The sequence below is a fragment of the Weissella oryzae SG25 genome (assembly GCF_000691805.2).
GTDB classification, from domain to species: domain Bacteria; phylum Bacillota; class Bacilli; order Lactobacillales; family Lactobacillaceae; genus Weissella; species Weissella oryzae.
Map to the genome: position 1 here is coordinate 121173 of NZ_DF820484.1, position 25524 is coordinate 146696.

General features: G+C 39.2%; 21 protein-coding genes and 2 tRNA genes. 3 read left to right on the forward strand and 20 right to left on the reverse strand.

The window, feature by feature from the left end; all coding sequences use genetic code 11:
* Positions 1 to 99: 99 nt before the first annotated feature.
* The 9 genes from TT13_RS00675 to TT13_RS00715 all read right to left on the reverse strand — a co-directional run bounded on the left by TT13_RS00675 (position 100) and on the right by TT13_RS00715 (position 11525).
* Complete coding sequence (locus tag TT13_RS00675) at positions 100 to 2157, reverse strand: copper-translocating P-type ATPase (protein ID WP_027698187.1); 2058 nt, start codon at positions 2155 to 2157, stop codon at positions 100 to 102.
* A gap of 125 nt (positions 2158 to 2282) precedes the next feature.
* A complete protein-coding gene (gene manA / locus TT13_RS00680; protein ID WP_027698188.1) occupies positions 2283 to 3248 on the reverse strand; it encodes a mannose-6-phosphate isomerase, class I in 966 nt (321 codons plus the stop codon).
* A gap of 153 nt (positions 3249 to 3401) precedes the next feature.
* The gene (locus TT13_RS00685; protein WP_027698189.1) at positions 3402 to 4121 is read right to left on the reverse strand and encodes a MucBP domain-containing protein; all 720 of its coding nucleotides are present in this window, start codon (positions 4119 to 4121) and stop codon (positions 3402 to 3404) included.
* Between the two features lie 226 nt (positions 4122 to 4347).
* Positions 4348 to 6132 carry an ABC transporter ATP-binding protein gene (locus tag TT13_RS00690; RefSeq protein WP_027698190.1) on the reverse strand — a complete coding sequence of 595 codons (1785 nt, stop codon included), beginning with the start codon at positions 6130 to 6132 and terminating at the stop codon, positions 4348 to 4350.
* Between the two features lie 4 nt (positions 6133 to 6136).
* Positions 6137 to 7849 (reverse strand): ABC transporter ATP-binding protein, encoded by a 1713-nt coding sequence (locus tag TT13_RS00695; protein WP_027698191.1) that lies wholly within the window; start codon positions 7847 to 7849, stop codon positions 6137 to 6139.
* A gap of 67 nt (positions 7850 to 7916) precedes the next feature.
* Positions 7917 to 9035, reverse strand: a complete 1119-nt coding sequence (locus tag TT13_RS00700) for a DUF4097 family beta strand repeat-containing protein (protein WP_027698192.1) — start codon at positions 9033 to 9035, stop codon at positions 7917 to 7919.
* Complete coding sequence (locus TT13_RS00705) at positions 9032 to 9376, reverse strand: PadR family transcriptional regulator (RefSeq protein WP_027698193.1); 345 nt, start codon at positions 9374 to 9376, stop codon at positions 9032 to 9034. The genes TT13_RS00700 and TT13_RS00705 overlap by 4 nt, the downstream gene beginning before the upstream one ends.
* 187 nt (positions 9377 to 9563) lie before the next feature.
* Positions 9564 to 10847 carry a GTPase HflX gene (gene hflX / locus TT13_RS00710; RefSeq protein WP_027698194.1) on the reverse strand — a complete coding sequence of 428 codons (1284 nt, stop codon included), beginning with the start codon at positions 10845 to 10847 and terminating at the stop codon, positions 9564 to 9566.
* Positions 10848 to 10856: 9 nt separating this feature from the next.
* Positions 10857 to 11525: a histidine phosphatase family protein gene (locus tag TT13_RS00715; protein WP_027698195.1), complete on the reverse strand. Its 669-nt coding sequence runs from the start codon at positions 11523 to 11525 to the stop codon at positions 10857 to 10859.
* 201 nt (positions 11526 to 11726) lie between these two features.
* Here TT13_RS00715 and TT13_RS00720 point away from each other — a divergent pair.
* The 3 genes from TT13_RS00720 (at position 11727) to TT13_RS00730 (ending at position 12850) form a co-directional block, all read left to right on the forward strand.
* A tRNA-Glu gene (locus tag TT13_RS00720) sits at positions 11727 to 11798 on the forward strand.
* Positions 11799 to 11825: 27 nt separating this feature from the next.
* Positions 11826 to 11897: transfer RNA gene (locus TT13_RS00725), tRNA-Glu, on the forward strand.
* A 125-nt stretch (positions 11898 to 12022) separates the two neighbouring features.
* The gene (locus tag TT13_RS00730) at positions 12023 to 12850 is read left to right on the forward strand and encodes an exodeoxyribonuclease III (protein ID WP_027698196.1); all 828 of its coding nucleotides are present in this window, start codon (positions 12023 to 12025) and stop codon (positions 12848 to 12850) included.
* Positions 12851 to 12902: 52 nt separating this feature from the next.
* On the opposite strand, the gene TT13_RS00735 is transcribed toward TT13_RS00730, so the two are convergent.
* The 11 genes from TT13_RS00735 to TT13_RS00780 all read right to left on the reverse strand — a co-directional run bounded on the left by TT13_RS00735 (position 12903) and on the right by TT13_RS00780 (position 25445).
* Positions 12903 to 13661 carry a DUF4811 domain-containing protein gene (locus tag TT13_RS00735; RefSeq protein WP_082816151.1) on the reverse strand — a complete coding sequence of 253 codons (759 nt, stop codon included), beginning with the start codon at positions 13659 to 13661 and terminating at the stop codon, positions 12903 to 12905.
* A 165-nt stretch (positions 13662 to 13826) separates the two neighbouring features.
* Positions 13827 to 16286, reverse strand: a complete 2460-nt coding sequence (locus tag TT13_RS00740; RefSeq protein WP_027698198.1) for a phosphoketolase family protein — start codon at positions 16284 to 16286, stop codon at positions 13827 to 13829.
* 140 nt (positions 16287 to 16426) lie between these two features.
* Positions 16427 to 17155, reverse strand: coding sequence for a GntR family transcriptional regulator (locus TT13_RS00745; RefSeq protein WP_027698199.1), 729 nt, complete (start codon positions 17153 to 17155; stop codon positions 16427 to 16429).
* Between the two features lie 84 nt (positions 17156 to 17239).
* Entirely contained in the window at positions 17240 to 17911 is a 672-nt protein-coding gene (locus tag TT13_RS00750) for an HD domain-containing protein (protein ID WP_027698200.1), read from the reverse strand.
* 11 nt (positions 17912 to 17922) lie between these two features.
* The gene (locus TT13_RS00755; protein ID WP_027698201.1) at positions 17923 to 18642 is read right to left on the reverse strand and encodes a hypothetical protein; all 720 of its coding nucleotides are present in this window, start codon (positions 18640 to 18642) and stop codon (positions 17923 to 17925) included.
* The gene (locus TT13_RS00760; RefSeq protein WP_027698202.1) at positions 18629 to 19150 is read right to left on the reverse strand and encodes an aminoacyl-tRNA deacylase; all 522 of its coding nucleotides are present in this window, start codon (positions 19148 to 19150) and stop codon (positions 18629 to 18631) included. Before TT13_RS00760 ends, TT13_RS00755 begins: the two co-directional genes overlap by 14 nt.
* A gap of 98 nt (positions 19151 to 19248) precedes the next feature.
* Positions 19249 to 19401, reverse strand: coding sequence for a hypothetical protein (locus TT13_RS11205; protein ID WP_190279595.1), 153 nt, complete (start codon positions 19399 to 19401; stop codon positions 19249 to 19251).
* Between the two features lie 319 nt (positions 19402 to 19720).
* Positions 19721 to 20743 carry an aldose epimerase family protein gene (locus TT13_RS00765; RefSeq protein WP_145912319.1) on the reverse strand — a complete coding sequence of 341 codons (1023 nt, stop codon included), beginning with the start codon at positions 20741 to 20743 and terminating at the stop codon, positions 19721 to 19723.
* 161 nt (positions 20744 to 20904) lie between these two features.
* On the reverse strand, positions 20905 to 22248 hold the full coding sequence (locus TT13_RS00770; RefSeq protein ID WP_027698204.1) for an MATE family efflux transporter: 1344 nt from the start codon (positions 22246 to 22248) through the stop codon (positions 20905 to 20907).
* A gap of 78 nt (positions 22249 to 22326) precedes the next feature.
* Positions 22327 to 23958 (reverse strand): ABC-F family ATP-binding cassette domain-containing protein, encoded by a 1632-nt coding sequence (locus TT13_RS00775; RefSeq protein ID WP_027698205.1) that lies wholly within the window; start codon positions 23956 to 23958, stop codon positions 22327 to 22329.
* A 104-nt stretch (positions 23959 to 24062) separates the two neighbouring features.
* The gene (locus tag TT13_RS00780; RefSeq protein ID WP_027698206.1) at positions 24063 to 25445 is read right to left on the reverse strand and encodes an MFS transporter; all 1383 of its coding nucleotides are present in this window, start codon (positions 25443 to 25445) and stop codon (positions 24063 to 24065) included.
* Between the last annotated feature and the right edge of the window lie 79 nt (positions 25446 to 25524).

Sequence of the window (25524 nt, forward strand, 5' to 3'; positions counted from 1 at the left end):
TTACCCTAATTGAAAAAGATACATGAAAAAATAAAATGTTTAATTGCTAATAAAAGAGGTGAAACTCATTTAGAATTTCACCTCTTTTATTAGCTTAACTTATTTATCATATCGTAAGGTCATTGCATTAATTGCAACAATCACTGTTGATATACTCATCAAAATTGCTGCAACGAGTGGAGCAATATATATATGGAATGTAGGATAAAGAACTCCTGCAGCCAAGGGAATTGCAATAATATTATATCCGGCTCCAAACCAGAGGTTCTCTTTCATCTTACGATTACTCTTATGTGCAATCAATAAGAGATCAAGTACATCACTAGGATTTGAATTAACCAAAACAACATCAGCTGAATTTATTGCCACCGAGGTACCTGCCCCAATTGCAATCCCTAAGTCAGCAGTCGCTAATGCAGGCGAATCATTAACTCCATCTCCGATAAATAGAACCGCACCTTGCTCTTGATACTTTTTTACAATTGTCGCTTTATCGGCTGGCTTTAATTCTGCTTGAAAGGCTTCAATCCCCAAACTAGCTGAAATTTTTGCTGCAGTTGCTTGATTGTCACCTGTCAGCATAACAGGCGTAATTCCTTGTGCAATCAAACCTTTCACAAAGGCAACTGCATCTGATCTAAGTGAATCACCCAAAATAACATAACCTAAAACTTGATTATCAAGTAGCAAAAAACTTACTGTTAAGCCCTGCTTAAGAGCAGCTGCTACTTTAGTTTGATCAAAAGCTAATTGATGGTCATATAAATACTTTGCATTGACAATTGAATATTTCTGTCCAGCAATCTGCCCAGTTAAACCAATACCTGGTATATTTTGCACTTCAGTTGCAGGTAAAATTTTACCATCAGCAGCCTTTAAAATGGCTTGTGCAATCGGATGGGTTGATTGTGTTTCTAACGCAGCCATCATTTGTAATACATCAACATCAGTTGCTGATAACTTTACGACATCTCTAACTACGAACTTTCCGTCTGTTAAGGTACCTGTTTTATCCATTAGTGCATACTTAATTGCATCGATTTTTTCAAGACTAGTTCGATTTTGAATTAATAAGCCATTTTTTGCCGAAATATTTGTTAGACGGGCCACAATTAATGGTACGGCCAATCCCAAAGCATGCGGACAAGCAATCACAAAGACAGACACTGCTAACAATAATGCGAAACTAAAGTTCGTCGTAACTGACCAAAAAATGAAAGCTAAAATTCCAACAATCAAAGCTGCATAAAACAAGTAACCGGCAACTCGATCAGCTAAATTTTCTGCGGCTGACTTTTGATTTTGCGCTTTAGCAACCAAGGCTGCTACCTGCGCCAAAAATGAATCTGCACCTACATTTTTTACTTTCATTGTAAATGGTGTATTTTGATTTAATGAGCCACCAAATACCTGGTCGCCAATTGCTTTTTTCACTGCTCGTGATTCACCAGTAATCATTGATTCATCGACTAGTGTAGCACTTAAAACACTTCCATCAGCTGGTATTCGTTCATTCTCTTTAACCACAACGACATCATCAATCTTTAACATGGCAATTGGTACATCTTGGCCATTCTCCAAGTGTGCCATTTTAGGTACCAAGGTTGCCAAATCACTAACTGCATCCCCAGCCCGCATAATTGCATTCATTTCAATGATATGACCAATTAACATGATTACAATCAATGTTGCCAGCTCAAACCAAAAACTCATTGCCTGACCACCAAAATAGACAATAAAAGTTGCGTAAACTGAATATACATAAGCAACTGTAATTCCCAATGTAATCAACATCATCATCGCAGGCTTACGACTCTTAAATTCACCACGAGCACCACTGAAAAATGGACTGCCTCCATAAAAAAATATTACTGTTCCAAGGGCTAAAGCCAGCCAACTACTACCTGTAAAATGTAGTAGTGTATAGCCACCAACTGGTGAAATCAACAATAATGGTATCATCAAGACAATACTAACCCATAATTTTTTCTTCATATCACCCATATTCATCATATGGCCACCATGGTTCATCATCTGCATATGGTTCATCTCACCATGTTGCATATCATTCATTCCCATATGGTTCATCTCACCATGTTGCATATCATTCATTCCCATATGGTTCATCTCACCATGTTGCATATCATTCTTAACCATAATCTCCCCTACTCGTCTACATTTGTAATCATTAACTAAAGTCTATGCCTAACTTTTTCATTGGTCAAGATACTCAATCAACCAAAATAACCGTCTCAAACCACTGGGACGGTTATTTAAATTAATTACTTTGCTGCAAAACCAGGGGTGGCAGCAATTAAAGTTGCCTGACCATTTAGTTGCCAGTCAGTCACATCTGCAGGTAATACAAAAGCAGTTCCACCAGTTAATTGATATTGCTTACCATCAATCACCAACTCTGCACTGCCATCTATTACCGTAACTAAAGTATATGGTGCTTCCTTTTGTAGGATTGCCTGGCCAGACAATTCCCATTTAAAAACATTAAAATATGGTGCAGTAACTAAAGTTGTAATCGTTATTCCGGTAATTTCTTTAATTGTTTGTTTTGGCTTTTCTGCTTGAAACGGAACCGTTGTCACAGCTTTGGCATCAGTTAAGTGCAATTCTCTTAACTGACCAGTTTTCACATCACGTCGGTCAAAGTCGTAAACTCGGTAGGTTACATCTGATGACTGCTGCGTTTCTAAGACAAAAGTTCCCGCCCCCAAGGCGTGCAATGTACCGGCTGGAACGTAGAAAAAATCACCGGCTTTAACTGGTACCTTTTGTAATAACTGCTCCCAATTACTGGTATCGACGAGCTGATCAAATTCAGCTTTAGTCTGTGCCTTATGTCCATAATAAATTTCAGCTCCCGGCGCAGCATCTACCACATACCAAGACTCTGTTTTTCCCAATTCATTCTGGTGCTCAGCTGCATATTCATCATCAGGATGAACCTGTACTGACAAATCTTGATGTGCGTCTAGCAACTTAACTAACAGCGGAAATGGACGATCAACATCCGCATTTTCAAACAATGCTGGTTCTTGTCGCCATAGTTGGGCTAAACTCATGCCAGCAAATCGCCCATTCTTAATTTTTTCAACCCCATTCTGATGTCCAGATACCATCCAAGCCTCACCGGTTTTTTCACTAGGTAAACTAAAATTATACCGGTCATGTAAAGTCGTACCACCCCATATTTTTTGATGAAAAACTGGCTCTAATATCAATGGTTCACTCATTTCTACCCTCCAAGTAAGCGTTTGCTTTAATTTTAACAAAATTTGTAAAACTTACAAAAGTTATTGACTATACCAAAATAGGTAGGCATTAAATCATCAATCAATGCCTACCTATTCTTTACATATTTAATTTTAAGCTAAACCAATTTAAAACTATTCTTCTTGGAATTTTAAATAAATTCCATTAATCCAACCAGCCGGCTTTAAGTGATACCAATTAACGCCTGACGGATCCTCCATTACCTCAGACACTTCAACTAAACGACCATTAGGCAACATTGCCATCTCACGCCCATAAGGTTGATAGTAAACTGAAACTGCACTATTTGCTACGTAATCGATATTTGCCATTGCCTTCAACGGTTTAGTTGGCCATTTGTTAAGAGCTACATCTCCTTGAGTACTCAACAATGCCTCATTTGGACTATCGACTAATTTAATATTATTTCGTGCATACATAATCCAACGTGAGTCTGCTAGCTGATACCAAAATTTACCATTTTTGGTTGCAACTCTAGTAGTTACCTTCCAAGTTGAGTTTTCCCGCATTACATCGACCGGTTCTTCACCAGTGATTGTTGCGTAGATGGGCGTATCCTTCATCACAATAATATATTTATTAGTCAAGACCTCAGTTTCAGCCCAATTAGCCTTACGATAATAGAAGGTAATTGTGTGCATCGTTTCATCGAAAATACCATTAACTTCGCCCTCAGTTCGTGTCAATTGATAGTTTTCAATCTGATCCGCCTTAATTGAAAAAATCGATCCTAATCCGCCTTCAACTATTTTTGGAGGTTGAATGGTTGCCTTTGTATCTGAATCCTTATAGTAGACCCAAATAGGTGTCCCCATAATATCATATTCAGCCATGTTTATACCGCCTTTATCTGAAACATCCTATTTATGATTTTACCATAGTAAATAAAATAAACCTGTATTAGAACCAGCCTTTACAAATTTGTTACTTAATTGTCTATTTTTACTCTACCGCACTTTTATGAATATTTTTATCCAAATCTATAAAAAAACTGAAAGTATTAGTCTAATCTAACACTTCCAGTCTTCTATATTATTAACAAGGTTTTATTTAGTTAGCTTATTCAAAAACCATTTGGTTATTGTATAGTTCTGCATAGAAACCATTTTCTGCTAACAATTCATGATGGCTACCTTGTTCGATAACCTTTCCGTCCCGTAACACAACAATCATGTCAGCATTCAAAATTGTCTTAAGTCGATGCGCAATCACAAAGCTTGTCCGACCTGCAATCACATTATCCATAGCCTTTTGAATTTTTGCCTCAGTGACTGTATCCACGTTTGAAGTTGCTTCATCCAAAATTAACAAATCTGGATTTGTTAGAATTGTCCGTGCAATTGAAATCAATTGTTTCTGCCCAGTTGAGAAGACTGAATTTTCATCAGACACCTTAGTATCATAACCATCTTCTAGACTCATAATAAAGTCATGAATATTGGCTTGCTTCGTTGCCGCAGTTACTTCTTCATCCGTTGCATCCGGCTTTCCATAAACTACATTATCTCGAATCGTTCCAGTAAAGAGCGTTGAGTCTTGCAAAACGATTCCAACATGGTCGCGTAGACTGGTCAACTTCATATCTCGAACATCAATTCCATCAAAAGTCACTGCGCCAGAATTTACATCATAGAAACGATTCAACAAATTCATCACAGTTGTTTTACCTGAACCAGTTGGCCCAACCAAAGCAACCATCTTGCCCTTATCAACCTCAATTGATACACCGTGTAAAATTTCACGACTATCATTGTAGCCGAAGTGAACGTCATCTAGCAAAATCTTATCTTTCAGTCCCGTAAACTCAACACCGTCAGCCGGACTAATTTCATCTGCCTGTTCATGAACTTCATTTAATCTCTTAGCACCTGTAATTGCTTGTTGTAGCATATTGTAGGTTGAAGTAATTTGGGTAATTGGTTGGTAGTACTGTTGTGAAAATGACACAAACATAACAATCAATCCCAAGGCCGTAGCACGTTGAGCTAGTGAACCGTCTAATGCTTGCGTTGCTCCATAGTAAATTACAATGGCAACATTTAACAATGACATTCCTTGCATAACGGGGAACAAAATTCCTGACCAAATTTGACCACGCGTGGTTGCTTGTCGAACCTTCTGATTATGATCTAAAAACTTATTAATTGATTGCTCTTGCAAACCATTAGTGATAATTACTTTCTGACCATTAATTTGCTCATTAATGTAACCATTTAAATGACCAACTTCAGCTTGTTGCAAGTCAACATACTTACGTGCTTGAACAATAAAGACAGCTGCCAAAATAACCGCAATTGGGGTCGAAGCCACCGTAACCCACGCCATTTTATAATCTTGATTGAACATTTGCCAAACAATTCCAATCATCAAAATTGCTTGGGTAAATAGTTGGAAAATTGCTTGATTCATTGCATTGAAAATATTATCCAAATCAGAAGTAAATCGAGCTAAAATTTCACCATCTTGATGGTTATCAAAATACTTGATTGTCATTCTTTGCATCTTAGCAAACAATCCTCTACGCATATCGTTGACCGCTTTAGGTGCAACAATTGACTGCAATAGTGACATTGCAAAGGTCGCAACTGTTGTCATCAATACAAATAAGAAGAACAACCATAGCGCTGAATGGAAGTGACTCAAACTTGCCTGACTACTTGTCATTGGATTGAGCTTAACCATTAAGTACTTAGAAAGCTCAGTAATTGACTTTCCCATATAGACTGGCGCTTTAACTTGTAGCCAAGTCGATGCAATTGTAAAAATCAAAATAAAGAGCAACGACATTTTATAACGTTTAAAATAGTGTGCGAAGAAGCGCACAGACTTACTTAAATCTTTCATCGTCTTATGCCTCCTGGGCCTTTTGTGTTTGGTAAATTTCCCGGTAAACATCAGATTGAGTGATTAGTTGTGCATGAGTTCCTTGCGCAACTAACTTACCTTCATCCATTACAAAAATTCGGTCAGCATTGACTACTGATGAGATTTTTTCAGCAATGACAAAAGTTGTTGTTCCCTTTAACTCGCGATCTAACGCTTCTTTGACCAACTTTTCGGAGCGAGCATCTAGCGCAGATGTTGAATCATCCAAAATCAAAATCTTAGGTTCACCAATAACACCACGGGCAATTGATAGCCGTTGCTTCTGACCACCTGAGAAGTTTGCTGAACGCTCTTCAACTACATGTTCATATTGATCATCATAGGCTTCAACGAACTCTGCTGCTTGCGCGATATTAGCAGCCCGCTGCATATCAGCCAAATCTGCATCTGCTTTTCCATGGCGCAAATTATCCGCGATTTTACCAGAAAAGAGCGTTGCTCGTTGCAAGACAAAGGCAACCGTTGACCTTAACGAACGTTGATTAACATCCTTTAAGTTAACTCCGCCTACTTTAACGGTTCCACTAGTTGGATCAAATAATCTTGGGATTAGTTGCGCCATCGTTGACTTACCTGACCCAGTTGCCCCAACAATTCCAATCATTTCACCTGAATTAACTGAAAAGCTAATGTCTTTTAGCGTTGCCTGATCATCACCTGGATAAGTGAATGATACATCATCAAATTCAACTGCTCCGTCCAAGTTTTGCTCAGGAACATCCTTATACAACAAATCTGCTTTCGTATCCAAAACTTCCTTGATTCGTCCCATAGAAACAAAGGCACGTGAGGCGAAGGTCATCATCATTCCACCGATAATAATTGCCTGCATAATAATCATCAAGTAATTAATAAAACCAGTAACTTCGGCCAACATTTTAGGGTGTGCCCCTACCATTTGACCAACAAAATAAATTGCGATAACCATCAAGCCTTGTCCAACGAACATAAAGGCTGGAATCAGCAAGGAAAAGAGATAGCCAATTTGGATATTAACATTTTGTGTTTCATCAGAAACCACATTAAATCGAGCCTGTTCATTTCCTTCTTGGTTAAATGACTTAACAACACGTACGCCCTGCAAGTTTTCCTTGGCCTTTAGATTAACTGAATCAATCAAGCCTTGAATCCGACCAAATTTCTTGCCCATTTGGCTAAAAATTCCAGCAGAAATAATAAAAACTAATAGGACCATGACAACAATTACCCACCATAGTTGGGGAATTGAGTGAACTGCCAACACAAAACCACCAATAAATAGGATTGGAGTCCTTAACAAAACAGATAGCATCATCATCAAGACATTTTGAATCTGTGTGACATCATTTGTCATTCGAACAACTAGATTACCGGCTGAAAATTTCTCAACATTTGAAAATGAAAATGCTTGAATTTTGCGGTAAGTACTCTCACGAATATCCGCAGCAATTCCTTGTGATGCTCGAGCTGAAAAAATTGTATTCACAACTCCAGCTAATAATCCTAATCCTGCCAACAACAATAATTGCATACCGATTGTATTAACTGTACTCATTTTATCGTCGGAAATTGCTTGTACAATCTTTGCTAACAATGTTGGTTGCCACAAAGCTGAAATCGCCATAATAATAACAGCAATTACCGCTAACGTGACATCAAGCTTGTAGCCCTTCCAATAGGGTTTAAGAAGCTTCATTTGTATTCTCCTCTTTCAATATTCTAATTTTATAAAAATAGTGAGCTAAAAAATCACTTATCCTTACTTAATCAACTTTTACAACTCCTGAGGTCACTCGCGCCACAATATTGTACTCAGCTGTGCCAAGCGTTTGGCCTTTAGCATAACCTTGTACTTGAACCTCATAATGCGCATCCCGCTTCAAACGAACAATTCCAGATTGCGACTGTAAGTTAAATTTAAATTGATCACTCAATGGGACACGAGCTTTAACTGTACCTGATTCTGCAGCAAAATTCAAATCACCAATTACCTGACGCCAATTTGTCCGAATATTACCGCTCGTTGCTTTGAAAATACCATGACCAATCGCTGCATCTAAAATTACATTTCCTGAACGAACTGCGACATCAAAATCACCTTCGACATCAACTAAGCGGATGTTTCCAGCCCTTGCTACAACTCGCCACTCATCAGCTTTAACTCGATTCGCCCGAATGTTACCAGCTTTGGTTCCCAAATCGAAACGATTAACAGTTACTTGTTCGATTCGTAAGCTACCTGCTGTTAAAATCACTGCAATATCTAAGTCAGCTGTCTTGAAATTATCTAAAACAACTCGACCTGCGCGTGCATCAAGGCGTAAAGTTCCCAAGATGTCTTCAGGGAGCCGTACTTCCAAAAATTGTCGTGGATGCCGAAAAGGAATCACATAATCCATGAAGCTAGGCCTTGGCAATATTATTCGAATATTACCATCATTTTCATCAATTTGTACTGCTTGGCCATTTATACCACGTTGATAATAATCTACCTCTAAATCATCAGTATGACTTGCTACAATTCGTACATCCGCATCTAAGGCATTAATTATTACATTCTGCACCCGGTCAACCGGTATCGCACGAAAAACCTGTTTTTGTCCTTTTTTAGCCCAATCAATTATTGCTTCATCGCTAATTGGTAATTGTTTGTCTGCCGAATTAGTTTCAGCAATCATCAAAGCAACTGCTCGTAAATCTCCCATACCATCTAAAGCGCGATTTACAGCTTCTGCTTTTGTCAAATTCGGTTCAGCTGCTCGGATATTTTGTGCTGATTCAGCTAAATCACTAGTTAGCTCCCGATAAAAGTCTGCAACTTCACTATTTTGTGATACGCCTTCAAAAATTGGTGCTAAAGCGGTTTGGATTATTTCATTCATGGCTCTACAACCTTTCCATTTACTAATTGATCAATAATTGGTTTAGCAACACGCCAAGCTTCTTGGGCACCTTTTAAACTTTCACGACCAAGCTTGGTAATCGTGTAATATTTCCGCCGCCCCCCTTGCGTTTCATTACCATAATAGGGTGTCACTAAGGCCTCTTTTTGTAATCTTCGAAACACAGTATACAGCGTGGCTTCATTTAACTCATACTGCCCAGCGGACATTGTACGAATATCTTGCACAATTCGATAACCATACGAATCACCTTGAGCCAAAATATTTAATATTATCGCGTCAGTGTGACCCCGAATTAAGTCCTTTGATATTTCTGCCATATTCTCTCCCATTAATCAATTACTGTACAACACATAGTAATATAAGTCATATTACTATGTGTGTCAAGGTATTATTTAGAGAATAATAATTATTAATTGAATTATAAAGAAAAGGCTGGAATAGGATGCCTATTACATCCTATTCCAGCTTACTAACAAGTAAGTCTATAAATTCACTTAAGTAAATTTATTTAATTATATAATTATCGTACCGACCGGCTTGTGCCGGTGTTAAAGTTACCACTAATTCTGTACCTGCTTCACTATAAGTAAGGTCATGTACTGTTGCATTCTCATTCAAGTCAGAAACTAATTGTCCCTCTGAAAATGGAATCAACAATTTAACCTGTACATGATCAGCAAAAATATGTTCACGAACAGTTTCAACTAACAAATCTAATGATGCTTCATCCACAGCTGATAAAGTTAAGATATCGCCAGTTCGCTCTGGAAAGACTGTATCTGCTCGCAAATCTGCTTTGTTGTAGACGGTAATCATTGGAATATCCCCAACCCCAATTTCATTTAAAGTACTTTGTGTAGTTGCCATCATCTCTTGATAATGTGGATCAGCATAATCGACTACCTGAACCAGTAAATCAGCTTGTGCTGCCTCAGCTAACGTTGCCCGAAAGGCAGCAACTAAGTTATGTGGTAATTGTGAAACGAAACCAACTGTATCAGATAATATAAAGTTTTGTTTATCTGGTAAATTAATCTTTCTAACCGATGTCTCTAGTGTGGCAAACAACATATCCGCTTGAAAAACTAATTTAGCTTGATTTTCTCCGTATCGACTTACCAAACCATTCATTATGGTTGACTTACCCGCATTTGTATAACCAATTAGTGCAACATTTTTGATATTCTGTTTTGAACGTTGCGCCCGACGAGTATCATCATCAGCCTGAATTTCCGCTAATTCCTTACGTAAGGCCGAAATTTGGTGCTCAATCAAACGTCGATTGGTTTCCAACTTAGTCTCACCAGCACCACGACTTGTAAAGGAGCTGCCGCCGCCACCAGTCTGTTGATCAAGCCGAATATTCATGCTGGTTCTTAAACGTGGTAATTGATATTGCAACTGAGCAATCTGAACTTGTAACTTTGCTAGCCGCGTTTTAGCTCGTGAAGCGAAAATATCTAGAATTAATGCCGTACGGTCCATTACCGTTGCATTTGTACCTTGTTCGATATTTCGAATCTGCGAAGGTGATAGCTCATCATTAGCCACAACCATTTTCACATCCAGCGTCTTTAATAGTTCATTTAATTCCTCAATTTTACCCTTACCAAAGTAAGTAGCTGAATTGGGGCGTTCTAGTTTTTGCGTCACTGTATCAACAACAGTCATATGATTAGCATTAGCTAAATTAGCTAATTCAATCATTTGATAGTCAAATTGTTCATTACCACGATCTAAGCCAACCAATACAACCGGCTGGAGTGGGGACTGTTCATTATCGTACATATATTATTACTACCAATTTCTTTCGTTATCGTTGTAAACCTTTAATTTAATATTATCATCATCAACTTCCCACAACGTAACTGAACCATTCGTTATCTTCTGACCAGCAAGGGCTGGATCAGCATAACGAGCTGCCATATTACGGATTAGGGAACCATGGGCAACTAACAAAACATTGTCACCATCACGATGCTCTCGTCTTAAAATTTCAAAACCATTCTCTAAACGGGCAAAAAACGTATCTGCATCCTCAGCATCAGCTGTTGGATCTGCAGCTTTAAAGCCGTCCAGTACTTCGTTGTAAGGAATTGTATTCATTAGCTCAGCATAAGACATTTCAGGCTGTTCTAAAACATTAGATACCATCTTGCCACTCTGATCAGATGGTAGCCCTTCAAAGAAGCCAAAAAAAACTTCTCGGAATTGGAACAATTGTGTTGGCTCAGTCAACCCAGCTGATTGGCGATTACGCTCGAGAATTTCTTCAGCTGTATGAATCGCTCTAGATAGGTCAGATGAGTAAGCACCACTAAAACGAATATTGTTTAATCGCGAACCTGCAGAGTAACCATCCGCCACACCTTGGTTAGTTAGCGGTGTATCACCCCACCCTTGCATGCGTTCGTATTTGTTAAAAAATGTTTGCCCATGGCGAACCATGTAAAGATTAAATGACATTTTACCCTCTACCCCTTTTTAATTGTTTGATACTATTATACCTTAGTTTTCCTTTAAACTCTGAGGTTAATTCCTTAATTGCGGTTAGTAGCAATACTCAAGGTACAAAGAAAAATAGATTATCCTTGCGCAAACAGTTGACATAGCAGTTATTGTCCTGTATTATTCTATATTGTTGTTAACTTAACAGAAGATGTTTTTGGCCCATTGGTCAAGTGGTTAAGACGTCGCGTTCTCAGCGCGGAATCCAGAGTTCGATTCTCTGATGGGCTATTGCTCGAATTACCAATTATATCTTCTGGCCCATTGGTCAAGTGGTTAAGACGTCGCGTTCTCAGCGCGGAATCCAGAGTTCGATTCTCTGATGGGCTATATTAATTTCAAGTAAACGCATAAGAAATTCTTATGCGTTTTTATTTTATCACTATACAAGGACTAGTTAATTATCATTTTCCAATATGCTACAATGATGGTATCGAAGAGAATGAGGTGGAAATATGGAATTTATTTCTTGGAATATTGATAGCCTAAATGCTGCAATCGAACATAAGTCACCCCGTGGTGAACTAACCTGGCAGGTACTTAAGCAAATTGCTGAGCAAAAACCAGATATTTTAGCCATTCAGGAAACCAAACTAAAGCCCAATGGCCTAACAACTAAGCAAGCCAATGCACTAGATATGCTCTTTCCTAATTATCATCGCTATCTAAACTATAGTACCGGTCGCGCCGGTTATTCTGGCACGATGATTCTTAGTCGGCATACCCCTCTATCTGTAGAGTACCCTAGTATTTCGGCTCCCGGTGACATGGACCTTGAAGGACGAATAATCACACTTGAATTTGAAAACACCTTTGTTTCAACGGTCTACACGCCAAACTCAGGTAGCGAATTAGCACGGTTAGACGATCGACAAGCATGGGATGACGCTTATCGGACCTATGTCCAAAACCTTGATCAGACTAAACCCGTCATTTTCTCTGGCGATTTAAATGTTGCCCATAATGAAATTGATTTGAAACACCCAAACTCTAATCATCATAGCGCTGGTTTCACTGATGAAGAACGGCAACACTTTTCAAAATTACTTGCCGCGGGCTTTACTGATGCTTTTCGCTATCTAAACCCCACTACTGAAGGTGTTTACACCTGGTGGGCTCAGCGTTCAAAAACCGCCAAAATTAATAATTCTGGTTGGCGAATCGACTATTATCTACTATCAGAACGACTAAATAGTTACATTTCCGCTTTTGAAGTTCTCAATACCGGTGCTCGTCAGGACCACGCTCCCATTAAGTTAGTGCTTAAAGATTATAACCTTTAAATCATTATTCTCAATAAAAAACCCACACTTCAAAAAAGTGTGGGTTTTTTAATTATTTAAGTTCAGTTTGTTGATTTAAACGCTTAGCTAAAGCTTGCTTAGTCTCATCATTTACCTGATTGGTAACATCTGAAATTGCCTTATCTTGCAAATCTTTTTGCTTGCCTTTATCAGTTAAGACACTATCATCATCTTTGGCTGCATCTTGGATTGCCTTTGTTGTTTCGCTAGCAACTTTATTTGGAATCTGTTTACTTTGTTCAGTAACAAATTTTTGATCGGAAATTAAATCATTTTGATTTATCACATACCAGTCTTGTGGAATCTCAATTTTAGTATAAGATTCGCCTTTAATCATCGTTGGCATACCTACCAAAAGAATTTGTTGCCAAGGACTTGTAACTTGGTAAGTATTCATTGTTGTATTTAAGACACCTTGCTTACCGACAATTTTCTTCACACTTGGACGCTTATCTGAGTCAGTTGTCTGATAAGTTTTACCATCACGCCGATAAGTGTAAACTTCTGCTGTGCTATGTGAATTATTTGTAGCAATAATTTTATAGCCCATCAAACTAGTCGCTGGATCAATTTTTTGTGTCTTTTCAACTGGAATCTTACTCATACCAAAATGTTGACTCTGAGTTAAATGGATACCAATGCCACTGAAAACAACTAAAATTATTCCAGTAACTATTGTTACCCAATGAAATCTTCCTCTTTGCCAATAACGCACCCCGCTGATTATCAGTAACACTAATCCCAATACTAACAGTACAATCACAGTCGAATTCCTCCAAAATCGTTCCATTCCAATTGTTTCATTGTAGCAGAGAAAACCATTAACTTACAATCAATTTACTTAACAAATTATTTACAAACAAAAAAGGCTCTGAACATTTCTGTTCAGAGCCTTTTTAGTAAGCGTTACAAGTAACCTTACTAAACTTTTTTTGAAAAATCTAACGGCAGTAGATTATTTCTTCAAAGCAGTCCACTTCCAGTCAGTAAACTCTGGAATATCGTGTCCCTCATTACGAGTAACTTCGAAGTGCTTTGCCAAGATTGCGTCCATCTTGTTCAAGAACTCTTGACCATCAGCTTCAGCAATAACTCCGTTTGCCATCAAAACAGAAACGGCATCCTTAGCTTGGTTGAAACGATCTAGTTCTGAATATACACGCATATCGTAAGTAGTGGTGATATCACCATCTTCACGGTAACCGTGGACATGCAATCCCAAGTGAGCACGCTCGTAGAAGAATGACTCGATTAGGTCTTCATAACCGTGGAATCCGAAGACAACAGGTGTTCCAGACTCACCGAAGAACTTTGAGAACTCTTCATCAGACAAAGCACGCTCGTGGTTCATCTTACCGTGCTTGTTTTGCAAACGGTGCAATTCAACAACGTTTACATAACGCATCTTTACAGATGGGAAGGCAGCGTTAACCAAGTTCAAAGCAGCCAAAGTTTCGATTGTTGGCTCAACACCGGCTGAAGCAAAGACGATATCAGCATCCTCACCAGCAGCAACAGTTGAAGCCCAGTCGATAACCTTAAGTCCTTCAGTAGCTAACTCTTCAGCTTCAGCAGTTGTAAACCATTGTTGACGTGGTTGCTTTGAAGCAACAACGTGGTTTACCTTGTGACGCTCTGAGAAGGCACGTGAGAAGACAGCCAACAAAGTGTTTCCATCAGCTGGCAAGTATTGGCGAACGAAGTCAGACTTCTTTTCAGCCAAGTGTGTCAACATACCAGGATCTTGGTGAGTGTAACCGTTGTGATCTTGTTGGAAGACAGTTGAAGTTGAAATAACATTCAATGATGGGTAATCGTTACGCCATGATTGCTCTGAGGCGTGACGCAACCACTTGAAGTGTTGAGTCAACATTGAATCTACGACACGCAAGAATGATTCGTATGATGCGAATACACCAACACGGCCACTCAAAGTGTAAGCTTCCAACCAACCTTCAGCTTGGTGCTCTGAAAGTTGTGCATCTAAGATACGACCTTCTGGAGCTTCATGCTGATCAAATGGCTCTTTGACCTCTTCCATCCATTGACGGTTAGTGATCTCAAACATTTTCCACAAACGGTTTGACATTGTCTCATCAGGTCCGAAGATACGGAATGATGTTGGGTTCATCTTTGAAACTTCAGCGAAGAACTCTGACAATACGTTCATATCCATGTTACGGTTACCATCTGGCAACTCAGTTCCACGGTTATCTTCGTTAATGTCGTTAGTGAATTGCTTCCAATCTGGCAAAGCCAAATCAGTAGCAGCCTCACCAGCTGCACGTCCACCGTTAGCAACAGGGTTAACAGCCATACGCTTGTCACCCTTTGGTGCCATTTCGGCAACTTCAGCCTTCAATGAACCATCAACGTTGAACAATTCAGTTGGCTTGTATGAGTTCAACCACTCTTCGAACTCAGGCAAAGTGTCCAACTTTTGTTGTGCCAAAGGAAGTGGCACTTGGTGGGCACGGAATGAACCTTCAATAGGTGCACCTGATTGGTCGTGTGTAGGTCCACCCCAACCCTTAGGCAAACGGGCGATAATTACAGGCCAAGCAGCAACTTCACCATCCTCATAACGACCGTTCTCACGGGCGTCTTTTTGGATTGCTTGGATGTCTTCAATAGCTTGGTCCAAAACCTTAGCAGCCATCTCATGGTATGCCATGTAGTCATGGATTTCATCGTTTTCGATGAAACGTGGTGAGTAGCCCAAACCTTCGAAGAACTTTGTGATGTGCTCATCGCTCATACGTGAGAAAATCGTTGGGTTTGAAATCTTAAATCCGTTAAGATCCAAGATAGGCAAAACTGCACCATCATTCTTAGGGTTGATGAACTTGATTGAGTGCCAAGCAGTCATAGCTGGACCAGTCTCAACTTCACCATCTCCAACTACAGCAAAGGCGATTTGGTCAGGATTGTCCAAAATTGCACCAGCTGCGTGAGATAGTGAGTAACCAAGTTCTCCACCTTCATGCAATGAACCTGGAGTTTGCGCAGTCATGTGTGACCCAATTCCACCAGGGAATGAGAAACGCTTGAACAAACGTGACATACCTTCAACATCTTGAGTAATCTCAGGATATGCATCAGTATATGATCCGTCCAAGTATGAGTTAGTAACCATAACTTGTCCACCGTGACCAGGGCCACCAATGTAGAACATGTTTAGGTTGTACTTGTTGATCAAACGGTTTGCGTGCGCGTAAAGGAATGTCTGTCCTGAGATAGTTCCCCAGTGACCGATTGGCTTTACCTTAACGTCATCAGCTTGAATAGGTGTGTTTGTAACTGAGAACAATGGATTGCTCTTCAAGAAAATCATACCTGCTGAAAGATAGTTGGTTGCACGCCACCAGGCGTCAACCTTACCAAGGTATTCCTTGGAATCAAAATCTACTGCCATTTTGATTAATCTCCTTAAATATTTTGAGAAAGGTTCAATCGCAGAAGTTATCTTCTGGATTACGTTACCTATGATAACAAATTTTAATTATGCCTACAAGGATTATTTGAAAATTGGTGCGGTCCAATTTTTAAGAATTCCTACTCACCGTCCAGAGAAATGAAACTATTGTAGCGCATGTACTTGTAATGTATCCGCATAGACCCCACTTCAAAGGGAGTTCCGTCATCAAGAAAGAAGATTCCTCCCATAATACCAACTGGCTCATTCCGCATTAGTTCCATCAACTCCTGATCTTGCTTAGTTGATGGTTCAACCGTCACCGTCATAAAGGACTTGGTAACAGCTTTTTTAGTTTCTTCCTCAGCGTAGTGAAACATTGAATGTTCCATGTCTGCTTCAGTCAAACCAGGCAAAACTTTTTCGGGAATTAAGGCATTCTCAATCATAAAGGGCTGACCTTGAATCTTACGCAATCGCTTTATTCGATAAACCTTTTCTCCATCTTCTAAAAATAATGCTTGGCGCGTTTCTTGATCAGCTAATTCTTTTGAAAACTCCAACAGCTCAATGGCTGGTGCTTCACCATCAAAACGATATGAATCAGAAACACCCAAATTATTACCTATCGAGTGGAACATCGATTGATTTTTTAAATAAATTGGATTTACAAAGGTGCCTGAGCCTCGCTTTTTAAAGATGATTCCTTGCGTTGCTAACAGGGCCAAGGCCCGTTTAATCGAGCTGCGTGACACATTATATTCACTCGCTAACGAACGTTCATCAGGCAATTTTTGATTAGTAAATTCTGAATTTAAAATACGTTCCTTCAAATTAGAGAACACTTTCATATATAGAACTTCAGTCACAATCTTATCTCCCTAATCATTCATTGCCCCTACTATACCATAAAAGTGGTCCAACCAATAATTGGTTGAACCACTTTTATTAGTTTATAAAAAATCCACACCGGCCCATTCGGCTTCAAAGGCATCCACAAAGTTGTGCATCAAAGTATCACGTTGAAGCGCAATCCGCTTGCCTTCGGCTGTATTCATATAATCTTTTAGTAAAAATAATTTTTCATAGAAATGGTTAATTACCGTTTCACCCTTGTCAGAACGATAAGCAGCTTTATCTTGTAAATCACGGGGTGCCATCATTGGATCATAGAGCGGGTGGCCTTTTTTTACACCATACTGAATAACGCGTGCGATGCTAATCGCACCGATTGCCTCTAAGCGATCAGCATCCTGCACAATTTGCCCATTGATATCTAACGTTTCCGCTTGGCCAAAACGTTGTTTACTCCATGACATATTATCGATGATTTTAAAGATTGCGATTTGCTTAGCAGGTTCTATTTCAATCTCCGTCATAAATTCAGCTGTTTTTGCTTTAGCTACGCTCGGATCTGTAAAAAGTTTATCATCATAGTTATCATGTAGTGTTGCAGCCGCTAAAGTTATAAAAGAATCTGCAGTGGGTTCCGTTGTCAAAATATGTTCTGCCAGATTGACCACTCGCTTAACATGATCATCACCGTGTCCAGACTTATCTTGTCCTAACTGATGTTCCATAAATTCTGTTAATTGTACTAACTGCTTTGTTTCAATTGCTATCATTACAATCTTCCTTAACTTCTCTCCAAAAGAGTTGCGATTAGATACAGTATTGCTGCAATAACTAGCAAACTACCATAAAAAACCAAGAGTGGCATTAATAATTGTGTATATAAAACTGGTAAAACTGCACTAAAGCAGCCTAAAACCAAACCAATTACAGTCAAAACAATTGCGTACAGCAACATCCCCGACCGCGTATTTTGCCAATCAGCATCGCTCATATTCAAAGCGAGACTCAAATTAAGCATTATATATAACCAAAGGGCCACCCGCCAGGGAGCGACAGCTGTAAAAATCGTCCAACCCATGGTCGAAACGGCAAATAAGTCCGGCCATAATAATACTGTCATCCCCCACATTACAAAAGCACCACCAAAAATTGGGGCCATACCAATGAAAAAATTACCAACTGTTTGATAACGCGAACTTGGATTCCACGCATGTGAGACGTACCCTAAGCGACCATCATGATCTTTTGTGAACGGATTTTGGACTAACTTTACTTGGTCTAAATGATGTAAAAAAATCAAGGCCAAAAGTGCATGTGAAAGCTCATGGATAATCACACCAAACCAGCCCAAAGCTAAAGGTGCTTTAGTACCAAATCGGCTCAATAATTTTGTATTCGCTCGGGTCGTTAAGGCCGAGATTAATCCCGCAGCTAGTAGGGGAATTACTAATAATGTAGCCAAAACTAAAGCAATCGTACTTAAAATATTATTTCCACTCATAGGCAGGCGACTCCAAACCAGCCGTTTTTAAGTCAGCAAAACTAGCCTGCACAAAATCGGCTAGAGTTTGCGCATCAATCCGAATAGACCGACCAATTTCACCAGCTGAAACCGTTATCTCGCCTTGTTCCAAAGCTGTCTTATCAATGTATATCGGGAATTTCTTCGTTTGCCATATACCAACCGGATTATTTGCACCATGAACATAACCAGTGGTCTTTTGTAAATCACGCGTTGGAATCATATTAACTTTTTTATTACCAGAAACCACTGCAAATTTTTTCTCATCAAGGTGCTCATCAATTGGCAAGATACCAATTACCGGTCCAGTTACATTCCCTGTTAAAGCTAAGGTCTTATAAATATAATGTCGTTCTAGCCCATACTTTTCCATTCGTTCTGGATCTGGCTCCATCCCCTTAGGAAAATAAATTGTTTCATATGGAACACCAGCTTTATCCAAAATTTGTTCAACCAAGATCTTTTTAATTCGTTCTTTTTTTGCCATAATAACGCCATCCCACTCATCTAGTTAATAAAACCACCTATATAGGCGACACAAAGGTCAAACCATATGGGTGGCTGCATATCTATTTTTTAATTGATTTAATACACAGAAAACCAAACTATTACACCGAGCAAAGCAACCAGCCCACCAATCCACATTAAATATGGGCGACGGATATCCCTACCAACGACAAAGAGGGTCACAGCTATAAAAAGCAGTGCAATTTCTATAATACTTTTTGCTAAGCTCATACTTTATTTACTCACCTTGGTAAAATATTCAAGTTGATTTGCCACCTATAAAATTATAAAAATTCTACTTTCCAACTAATCATCCTGTTTGAAAAATGATACCACTTATTTCCCTTATATAAAATATATCGTTTCTATTCAACTGATTAATATATAACCTAGTCTAACTAAAAACCGCTCTTTTCATCACCGGTAATAAATTTTTAGCCAAGCTAAACAGTTACCACTACTAAAAACAGGCGTAATAAAACCCAAAAATGAATTTTATTACGCCTGCTAAGTAATTAAGCTGATTAATTAAAAATTAAACATCATCACCTTATTTCAAGCCTTTAAAACTATATGATGTTTTGTAAGTTTGTTTATGATTAGCCGGCAAGATGATATTACCCAACGCTGGATAATGAATTGCATCTGACAATGTTTGTGCTTCAAGCGCAACTGCATTGAAAGGATGTTGTTCCACCCATTTTGCACTATCTGTGTCTTCACGGACTGGGTTAGTAATAAAGAAGACCAAACCGTTGCGATCAGTTCTCACCTCAATTGCACGACCAGACTTAGGGTCAGACAAAATTGCATTCGCCGTTCCTTCAGTCGTGATTGTCTCAAAGACATCATCAAAGTGGTCAATCCCTTTATCAAGGTTTGTTGCAATCTTAGTTGCCTTAGTGAAATCGTATGGCGTATCAATTACGTCTAACTTCTCACCCGTTGGAATCAATTCTCCATCCATTGCTAGGCGCTTAGTAGCTGCAAGCTCCAAGTATAACTCACGAGCATCTGTTCCCTTACCTGCGGGATTCATATAAACGTGTGAGGTTGGATTGTAAAGCGTATCAGCATCTGAAAGTCCAGTGAACTCAATTTCAACTACATTATCATCGGTCAAAGTGTACTTAACCGTCGTCGTCAAGTTACCAGGGAAATGGTCTTCACTTGATGCAATCGCGGTTGAAAATACAACTGCATTCTCCGCCTCTAACACTTGTGTATGCCAATTGCGATCAGCAAAGCCGTGGCTACCACCATGCAGCGTATTATTATTTTCGTTGGCCTCAATTTCAACATGTTCACCATTTAGATCAAAACTTGCTGAACCAATCCGTCCACCAACTCGACCAATTGCATTACCTAAATAGTAAGGATGCTCAATATAATCTGCCAAATTATCAAAACCAATTACTAAATCACGGTACTGCGTTCCTTCATGCTCACGGAAAAATTGCCAACTTGCTCCATAAGAGATTAAACCTAGTTCATGACCTGCTGCATTTGTAATGATAACCTGCTGTACAGGTTCACCCGCTGGAGTTACTCCAAATTGCTTTACCGTAATCATAATATTTATCGTCCTTTCAAAATACCTTAGCCCTAATTATAGGCAAAGAAAGCGCTTTATTCAATTAGCAATATCAATAAAACAACTGTTTTTTAGCTCGTCAAGCTAAAACTCATGAACGCTTATTAACAAGTTAGGTTTTTAAATAAATTATCCAATCATTAATCCTCAATTTTGGCAGCAATTTTTAAATTTCGCCAATTACGTAAAGTTGCTGGTAGTAAAAATGCCAATGAAGCAAACCAGGCAATTGGATTAGCAAGTGAGGCTCCAAAGAAGCCAAAAATACCGACCAAGGTAAACGAAGCCCCTGTTCGAGCAACTAATTCACCAACCCCAGCTAAGGTTGGTGTTTTAACATCACCCAAGCCCTGCAAAGAATACCTCAGTACAAAAAGTGCCGCTAAAAAGGCATACAATGGGCCATTTGCCCAGAAATAAAGCTGTGCAAGTTCTACTACATTATCGGCATTCCCACTAATAAATAGTCGCACCAGATCACGCCCAAAAACAATTTCGATAATCCCCAATAAGGTACCGATTACCATTGCCATCAGCAAAGCTGCCTTAATCCCGGTAATAATCCGATCGAATTTTTTAGCACCATAGTTTTGCGCCACAAAAGTTGCCATCGTTATTCCAAAAGACATAATCACCCAGATAACGACTTGGTCTGGTTTAGATGCTGCGGTATTGGCCGCAACAGCATCGGTACCCAATGTATTAACAGCAGCAGCTAAAGTAATCGAACCAATTGCTATGATTGATTGTTGGAAACCTAATGGCACACCAGCTAATAAATGCGCCCGTAATTCACGCCAATTAAAGCGTAAGTCGGATAAATTTAAAGCAAGTTGCGGTAATCGATAATTAATGTAAATTAATGTTCCCAAGCTAGTTAAGGCTTGGGCTAAAACAGTTGCCCAGGCAGCCCCAGCAACTCCCCAATGCAATTTCAAGATTAAAAATAGTTCAACTGTAACGTTGATTAATAATCCTGCAATCAAAATATATAAGGGTGTCTTAGCATCACCTAAGGCCCGTAAAACATTAGCAACTATGTTATAGCCCATTGTTGCAAAGGTTCCTAGCAAAATGATGCCAATAAATATTTGTGCCTGATTGAAAATCTCTGCTGGCGTCTGCATCAAGGTCAAGAGTGGTCGAATCATTGCAAAACTTATTAAGGTCAAGACAATTGTCATCAAAAAGCCACCCCAAAGATTTGTAGCATAGGATTTTTTGACTCCGTCTAAATCGCCCGCTCCAAAGCGCTGCGCTGTCAAAATTGACATCCCTGACGAAAAGCCACCGACAAAGCCAAGTACCAAAAACATAATACTACCAGTTGAACCGACTGCCGCCAGCGCATCAACACCCAAGGTGCGACCAACAATCAAAGTATCCGAAATATTATAAAGTTGCTGCAACAGATTACCAATCAACAAAGGAATTGTAAAACGGACAATTTGTTTCCAAGGCGTCCCCGTTGTCATATCATTCATCATCGCTGTCTCCAGTACATAAATATTTATAAAAAAAGTGGCACTAGTTTTTGACTAGCACCACCCCCGCTGTATTTATTAAAGTTTAATGTTTTTAGCGGCCAACTGCCTTTGGACTTCTTCATGTCCCATAAAGTCATCATAACTCGTCTCGGCACGATCAACTACACCTTGATCACTAACCACTACGATATGATCCGCAATTGTCTGTGCAAATGTATGATCATGTGACGTAAAGATTAGTGAACCCTTATAATCAACCAGACCATCATTCAAAGAAGTAATTGATTCCAAGTCCAAGTGGTTAGTTGGATCATCCAAGATTAGCACATTAGTCTTGGTTAGCATCAACTTTGATAACATAACCCGAACCTTTTCACCACCGGAAAGCACATCCAACGTCTTCTCAGCATCCTCACCCTTAAAGAGCATCCGACCTAGTAGACCACGTAGGAATGTATTGTCATTCTCTTCCTTTGAGGCAAAATCACGCAAGAAATCAAGAATTGGCATCTCAGGCTTAGCAAAGTTTTCACTCATATCCTTAGCAAGGTAGTCACGTGAAGTTGTGACACCCCAAGTTACTTCGCCACTATCGGCTTCTGCACGACCAGCCAAGATATCCAATAAGAGTGTTGCCGCAACGTCATTTTCAGCCATTACAAGGGTCTTTTCACCGGGACGCAAAGTGAATGAAATATCATCCAATAGCTTAACCCCGTCAACCGTCTTAGAAAGATTTTCGACCCGTAACAAATCATTACCAATCTCACGTGCAACCTCAAACTTAATGTATGGGTATTTACGCGTTGAAGGTTGAATATCATCAAGCGTAATCTTATCTAATTGCTTCTTACGTGAAGTTGCTTGCTTAGACTTAGAAGCATTGGCTGAGAAACGTGCGATAAAGTCTTGTAACTGTTTGATTTGCTCTTCTTTTTTCGCATTCGCATTTTGTTGCAAACGCAAAGCAAGTTCAGATGACTCTTTCCAGAAATCATAATTTCCAACAAAGAGCTTAATCTTACCAAAATCAACATCCAAAATCATCGTTGATACTGCATTCAAAAAATGTCGATCATGGGATACCACAATCACTGTATTTTGATAGTCAGCCAAAAAATCCTCTAGCCAAGCAATTGTCTTAGTGTCCAAACCATTAGTTGGCTCATCCAAAATCAAAATATCAGGATTACCAAAAAGTGCTTGAGCCAACAAAACCTTAACCTTCAAAGCTTCAGGCATATCACCCATTAACGTGTAGTGTTGCGCTTCATCAATGCCAAGATTTTGCAACAATTGTGCAGCTTCTGGTTCAGCACTCCAACCATTTAATTCATCAAAGCGGGCGGATAAATCCCCCACCTTGATACCATCTTCATCAGTAAAAGGATCATGGGTATAAATTTCATCCATTGCACTCTTTACTTCATAAAGTTCCTTGTGTCCTTGTAAGACAGTATCCAAGACTGTGTAATCGTCAAAAGCAAAGTGATCTTGAACCAATGAAGACATTCGTTCATTTGCTTCCATGCTTACACGTCCAGTTGTTGGTGCCAACTTACCTTCCAATACCTTTAAAAAGGTTGATTTTCCAGCCCCATTTGCACCGATTACACCGTAGGTATTCCCTGGTGTGAATTTTAAATTAACATCGTCATATAACTTTTTACCTGAAAAAGCTACTGACACATCTGAAACTGTTAGCATATCTTTTTCCTTTGTTTCTCTAGCGTTAGTCAGTATACATAATAACAGAAAGCCCAACCGGTTGCGAATAAATCATAATTTTATTTGCAATACCTGCTCACACTTTATTTTTTATTCTGGACAACACGATACAAAACCAACCATTGCAAAAACGCCAAAATTGCAAACATTAGCAAAACCAATTGTGACCCGATTGCTGTTGCATGCCCTTGACTACTAGTAGCGTGAGCTTGACTTAAAGCCACAATTGCTGCTGGAATCGCCGTTCCTAAAGCACCAGCAAATTGTTGAACTGTCGTCAACAGCGCATTACCATCAGCCCGCTCTCTTGGTTCAATTTGGCTCAAACCACTAGTCATCACATTTCCAAGACTAAGTCCAAAACCGGCCATAAAGATTAGGTCAACTAGTAAAATTGTTAGCAACTGTAAATGTTGTCCAAAAATCGCAAATATTGCTAAGGATAGTAATACTAAAGCGCCACCAATCAAGATTGGCCGCCGTGAACCAAAACGATCTAGAATTCGACCACCCAAAGGCGCAAATATTGCCCCTACAATTGAGCCTGGCAAAACAATTAAACCAGCGGTTGTTGCACTCGACCCATTTACCAATTGAATATAATTAGGTAATACGAAGGATAAGCCTAAAACCATCGATTGTAAGATTGCAAAGCTAAAGGTATGACCTAAAAAGGCACGATTCTTCAACAAACGAACATCAACTACCGGTTGAGCACCCTGATTAACGCGGAAGAAACCAAGGACACCAAAAATCCCAATAATTAATGGTAGATAGAACTGTACCGGTTGCTCAACGATTAGACTCAACTTGCTAGCTGCAAAAATTAAACCAACAAACATTAAAACAACATAAAATAAGTTCCAACCATTAAATTTACTTGGCGCAAGCGCACTCTTTTGGTCAATGGTTCGTAAACCAATTATTAAAGCGATTACCAGGAATGGTATCAAACTAATAAAAATATAGCGCCATCCTAGACTAGTGACCATGATACCGCCAAAAGTTGGTCCAATTGCTGGTGCAATCGAGGTAATTAACGTACCAACCCCCATCATCAAACCCAATTTGGCTTTAGGTACTTGTTCCAAAATGATATTAAACATTAATGGTAGCGCAACACCAACCCCTAAGCCTTGAATTAAGCGACCCAATAAGAGAATTGGGAAGCTTAATGCTAGCGCATCAATAATTACACCAGAAATAAATAGCAAAATTGCAAGTAAAAATAAATTGCGCATCTTAATATTACGTTTTAACCAAGATGACAAAGGTACAACAATCGCCACCATTAATAGATAGATTGTGGTCATCCATTGTACCAAGTCGATTGAAACACTAAATTCCCGCATCAAGGCCGGGAAGGTCACATTCATGGCCGTTTCAACCAAAACCCCACTAAATGACATAATTCCCGTTGCAACAATAGCGCCGACAACGCGACGCGAAATCTTCTCTGTTTCCATTTGTCCCCCAAATAAAATTTTATTCTGCCCGACTAAGAACCTTTTCTTAGCCCAAAAAGCTACGTCAAATTTATAGTTA